Origin of the sequence: Elstera litoralis (genome assembly GCF_000963705.1) — a bacterium.
GTDB lineage: Bacteria > Pseudomonadota > Alphaproteobacteria > Elsterales > Elsteraceae > Elstera > Elstera litoralis.
Genome location: NZ_LAJY01000431.1, coordinates 1 through 4,407 on the forward strand (window position 1 = coordinate 1; position 4,407 = coordinate 4,407).

General features: G+C 60.2%; 7 protein-coding genes. 2 read left to right on the forward strand and 5 right to left on the reverse strand.

Translation table 11 applies throughout. From position 1 onward, the window contains the following. Window positions 1-289: 289 nt before the first annotated feature. The 3 genes from VZ95_RS15125 to VZ95_RS15130 all read right to left on the reverse strand — a co-directional run bounded on the left by VZ95_RS15125 (window position 290) and on the right by VZ95_RS15130 (window position 1,930). Entirely contained in the window at window positions 290-988 is a 699-nt protein-coding gene (locus VZ95_RS15125) for a methyl-accepting chemotaxis protein (protein ID WP_052711810.1), read from the reverse strand. Further along, the gene (locus VZ95_RS22180) at window positions 985-1,572 is read right to left on the reverse strand and encodes a HAMP domain-containing protein (protein WP_052711811.1); all 588 of its coding nucleotides are present in this window, start codon (window positions 1,570-1,572) and stop codon (window positions 985-987) included. The genes VZ95_RS15125 and VZ95_RS22180 overlap by 4 nt, the downstream gene beginning before the upstream one ends. A 61-nt stretch (window positions 1,573-1,633) precedes the next feature. Beyond that, a complete protein-coding gene (locus VZ95_RS15130; RefSeq protein ID WP_045776599.1) occupies window positions 1,634-1,930 on the reverse strand; it encodes a hypothetical protein in 297 nt (98 codons plus the stop codon). A 543-nt stretch (window positions 1,931-2,473) separates the two neighbouring features. Between VZ95_RS15130 and VZ95_RS15135 the strand changes: the two genes are divergently transcribed. Continuing rightward, window positions 2,474-2,914, forward strand: coding sequence for an extensin family protein (locus tag VZ95_RS15135; protein WP_232302679.1), 441 nt, complete (start codon window positions 2,474-2,476; stop codon window positions 2,912-2,914). On the opposite strand, the gene VZ95_RS25765 is transcribed toward VZ95_RS15135, so the two are convergent. After that, window positions 2,899-3,672, reverse strand: a complete 774-nt coding sequence (locus VZ95_RS25765) for an MFS transporter (protein WP_198148333.1) — start codon at window positions 3,670-3,672, stop codon at window positions 2,899-2,901. The genes VZ95_RS15135 and VZ95_RS25765 overlap by 16 nt on opposite strands. Further along, on the reverse strand, window positions 3,567-4,058 hold the full coding sequence (locus tag VZ95_RS28305; RefSeq protein WP_045776601.1) for an MFS transporter: 492 nt from the start codon (window positions 4,056-4,058) through the stop codon (window positions 3,567-3,569). The genes VZ95_RS25765 and VZ95_RS28305 overlap by 106 nt, the downstream gene beginning before the upstream one ends. Before the next feature lie 121 nt (window positions 4,059-4,179). On the opposite strand from VZ95_RS28305, the gene VZ95_RS15150 reads away from it, so the two are divergent. Next, the coding region (locus tag VZ95_RS15150; protein ID WP_045776602.1) for a non-canonical purine NTP pyrophosphatase at window positions 4,180-4,407 on the forward strand (228 nt) is incomplete at its 3' end.

Sequence of the window (4,407 nt, forward strand, 5' to 3'; positions counted from 1 at the left end):
CTCCGACTGAGCCGCAAAAAGCAATAGAATCAGCGCTGATACTAACCCCGCTCGCTGAATCTTTTGCGCCATGCTTCCCTCCCGTGAAACTCCTTATCAGAGTCCCTACAGGAGGGAATTGGACTTGTCTAGGTAATACCTCTTAACGCGCCTAAGTCTTACCTTAATTGCACTGCAAGAGTAACAACCATATAAGGACTCGCGACATGCCGGTAATACTTCTTAACGGCCTATCCTGTCCTTTTCCCTGATAACGACGGTGCGCCATTTGGTTAAAATGCGGCGCATTTCAAGCCGCTTGTATTTGAGACAAAAACTGATCGACGTGGTGGCGCATAACGGTGATCTGCGTGTTGATCGAGGTTGCCGCTTGCACTACTTGCTGCGCCGCACTCCCGGTCGATTGCGCCTCGGTGGTCACGACCTGCGCCTGCTGCGTCAGCCCTGCCGCGCCGACCGCCGCTTGCCGGACGTTCTGAGCAATCGCTTTGGTAGCTTGGCCTTGTTGCGATACGGCAGCGTTAATCGTCATCGCGCCCTCGTTCATCGAGCGGATGATGGAGCCGATCTTTTCGATGGCATCGACCGTACTTCCCGTCGCCGTCTGGATCGCGCCAACCTGGGCTTGAATGTCTTCGGTCGCCTTCGCGGTCTGAGTTGCGAGGCTCTTCACTTCGGAGGCGACGACGGCAAAGCCCTTCCCGGCATCGCCGGCGCGCGCGGCTTCAATCGTGGCATTCAGCGCCAGAAGATTGGTCTGGCTCGCAATGGCATTGATGAGCTGCACGATTTCGCCAATGCGATGGGCGGCATCGGCCAAGCCGCGGACCTGCCCGGTTGTTAGATCGACGCTCACCACGGCGTCGCCCGCCATCGTCACGGACCGCTGAACCTGTTGGGAAATCGCCCGAACCGATTGATCGAGTTGATCCGCTGCTGTTGCGACCGATTGTACATTGCGCGTGGTATCGTCTGCCGCCGCCGTCATCGAACTGGTGTGGCTGATCGAGCATCGGCCAAATTGGCCATTTGCCGCGATTGGTCGATCATCTGCCCTGCCGCGCCTTCTACCGAGCCAACCAGCCCAGCCACCGAAGCTTCAAACTGGCGGCTGAGTTCTTGCAGGGCTTGGCGCTTGGTCGCCGCCGCCGCCGCTTCCAGTTGCGCTTGTTCGGCCTGGAGCGCGTCCATGCGCGCGGCATTATCCTTAAAGACTTGAACCGAGCGGGCCATTGCGCCGATTTCATCCTGGCGGCCCTGGCTGGGAATCTCCATCTGGCGCGCACCGCTGGCCAGATCCTGCATCACGCTCGCAATCTTACGCAGCGGCTTCGAGATCATCCAGCCGATCACCGCCACCAGCGCCACGACCAGCAGCACCATGATAATGACCGCCGCAATGCTACTATCCATTGCCGAGTCTGCAATCATGCGGTTTTGCGCGTCCAAGCTCCAGGCAATCGCAATCGCGCCCCGCAAGCTATCGCCGCGTCGGCTTGTAACGGGTGAAACAATGACGATGTGATCTTCGGTAAACAGCACCGCGCTGCGCAATTCTTTCAGCGTCGGCAAAGCATTATTAAAGACCGTATCGATTGGATAGGGTTTTAAACGCTTAGTTTCATCGTGATAATCAATAATTACCTTGCCGTCGAGATCGAAGGCGGCTACACTCGCAAGAGTTGAGTCGGGCCGTTTTTGCCAAGGGCAAATATTCGGCTTCAACGCCCGCACCGTCGCCGCCTGCCACCGCAGTCCGCACGGCGACCGCCAGCATTTCTGACTTGATCGTCGCTTCCTGGCGCAAGGTTTCGAGCAAACTCACCTGCGTCGCGCGGATTTGCAGCGCGATCAGACCGGCGAAACTGAGCAATACCGCGAGGGTGAGCATCACTGCTACCTTGCGCGTCAAGGTCCAAAAAGACGTCATCCCATGTCTCCCCCGTGCCCAGCACGGCAGGCGGCTTGATGATCCCCCACGGCTCACCAATCCCCTGCCGGAGCAGTAACGCGCCTATGCCGCGTTAAATGTTAACACGCACAAACTGTGCCGCTTCCGCCCCGACCTTTTCCGTGCATTCCGGCGTTTTCCGGATATTTTAAACACACGATGGTCGAAATTGCGGGAGAAGCTCCCTGTCATTTGAACTCTCGATACAGTACATTTTTTGGAAATGAAACTGAAATAATATGAACTCAACTACCGACGGTAACAAACGAAAGATCCTAAGCAAATGATGGGGTTCGCCATACATTTATTGCGGAAATATTGCCGTTTGGGCAGTTTTCTGGTCGTGGCAGCCCTTCTGACCAGTTGCGCGCAGCGCCCCCCGGCCCCGCCGCGCGAGACCGCGCCGCCGCCGCCGCGAACCGAGGGCAGTAGTGAGACCTATCTTGCTTGTCAGGCTAATCTATCGGAAGTCGCTGGGATTTCGAGCCCATCGCCAGTTTCGCCACACCCGATGGCTGCGGCGTGACCGAGGGAGTTAAACTGCAACGCTCGACGCTGGTCTTGAGCCGCCCAACCGTCGTGACTTGCGATCTTGCTTACGCGATTGCCCGGTTCGAGTTTGAAATTCTTCAACCGCTCGCCGAAGAATTATTCAAAAAGGAAGTCAAACGCGTCGATCACGTCGGCTCGTATAATTGCCGAGGTATCCGCAATAACCGCGCCCGCCTGTCGGAGCACGCTAAGGGCCGCGCCATCGATATTATCGGGGTGGAACTCACCGACGGCACCCGCATTCGCGTCGAAGCCGATTGGGCCGATAAGGGGCCGAAGGGCCAATTCTTGCGCCGAGCGGCAAAATCCGCCTGCGGGCTGTTCAGTGTCGTCTTAGGCCCGAACGCCGACCGCGACCATCGGGATCATCTGCATTTAGACGTCGGCCCTCAGCGTTACTGCGGCGCTTGATCCAACCGGCCACGCAGCCCGAACGCCAGCAGCAGCCCCGCCGCCGACAGCCCCGCCATCGCATAGAACCCCGCTCCGCCGAAACTGCCATAGAGCGGGCCGACCAGCATATAGGCGAGCCCCGAGCCAATCCCCATCGGCAGGGCGGCATAGAGCCCTTGCGCGCGGGCAGACAGGCCTTGCGGGCTGCACTCGCTGAGCAACTGCATTGCCCCCAGATGTGCCGCACCGAAGGTCAGCGCGTGCAGAATTTGTACGAACACGAGAACCGTAAAATCGCTCGTCGTCCCCAACACGCACCAGCGGAACGCTCCCGCGAGTCCCGCCACCACCAATAGCGCCACCGGCCGCCGCAGCACGCCAAAACGCGGCACGACCGCAAACAGAATAATCTCGAAAATAACGCCCTCGGCCCACAGCAGACCGATCTGATCTTTACTCAGCCCCATCTTCTGCCAATGCAGCGACGAAAAAGCATAGTAGAAAATATGCGAGTTTTGGAGCAAGGCAGCGGTCAAATACAGCCGTCGCAGCGAGCGGGTGCGCAGCAGCACGGCGAACCCCATCAGGATATCGCGCAGGCCCCGCAGGCTCTGGCGCGGCTCCATCGGCGGGTCGATCAAACCCCGGCTGGCAATCGCGCCGAGGATAATCAGGCCCGCCGCGACGAAAACGATCGGCCCCGGCCCCGTCGCCTCCAACACCGGCCCCATCGCCAGCGCCAGGACGAGGAAGGACGCCGAGCCCCACAGCCGCACCTGACTATAGACAAGCCCTTGCTGCGCCCCGCTGTCAGCGTTACGGCGTCCGTGACCGAAACCACCGCCGCGTGCAAGGCCGTCGCCACTGCCGAGAGGATAAGGATCATCCCGAACGATTGGGACGCCGCCAGCGCAATCATCAGCGCCGCTTCGAGCAGGAGCGTCGCCGCGATCAAATCGCGCTTGCGCCGCACCAAATCCGCCACCTGCCCCGCCAGCAGGGTGAAAACGACCTTCGCCGCCATCCCGAAGGCGAAGACCAGCCCGATTTCCGACGGAGTCAGGCCGCGATAATCGAACCAGACCGACAGAAACGGCGTCACCACGCCAAGCGAGCTGTAAAAGGCCGCGAAAAACAGGCTGAAACGGAGATAAGCGCTCATCCCCTATCCTTGCCCCGTCCGCGCGGGCGCGTCGAGGTGCCGCCGGGGCATAGGTCGTATGCCTATGCCGCCCCGGTGGAAGCTGATATAGAGCGCTGCCCCCTGTCATGGAGAGCTTCTGATGCCCCGTTGGACGCCCGGCGATACCCTGGTTCTCGCCACCCATAACCCCGGCAAAGTGCGCGAGATTGAAGACCTACTGCGCCCCTTCGCCGTGCCCGTGGTGGCCGCTGGCGCGCTCGGCCTGCCCGAGCCGGAGGAAACCGGCCTGACCTTCATCGCCAATGCCGAACTGAAAGCCCGCGCCGCCGCCGAAGGCTCCGGCAAGCCATCGCTCGCCGACGATAGC

Excerpts from the sequence above, each read along its gene's own strand:
- VZ95_RS15130 (WP_045776599.1), bottom strand. The coding sequence starts at position 1,930 with ATGACGTCTTTTTGGACCTTGACGCGCAAGGTAGCAGTGATGCTCACC.
- VZ95_RS15125 (WP_052711810.1), bottom strand. The coding sequence starts at position 988 with ATGACGGCGGCGGCAGACGATACCACGCGCAATGTACAATCGGTCGCA.
- VZ95_RS28305 (WP_045776601.1), bottom strand. The coding sequence starts at position 4,058 with ATGAGCGCTTATCTCCGTTTCAGCCTGTTTTTCGCGGCCTTTTACAGC.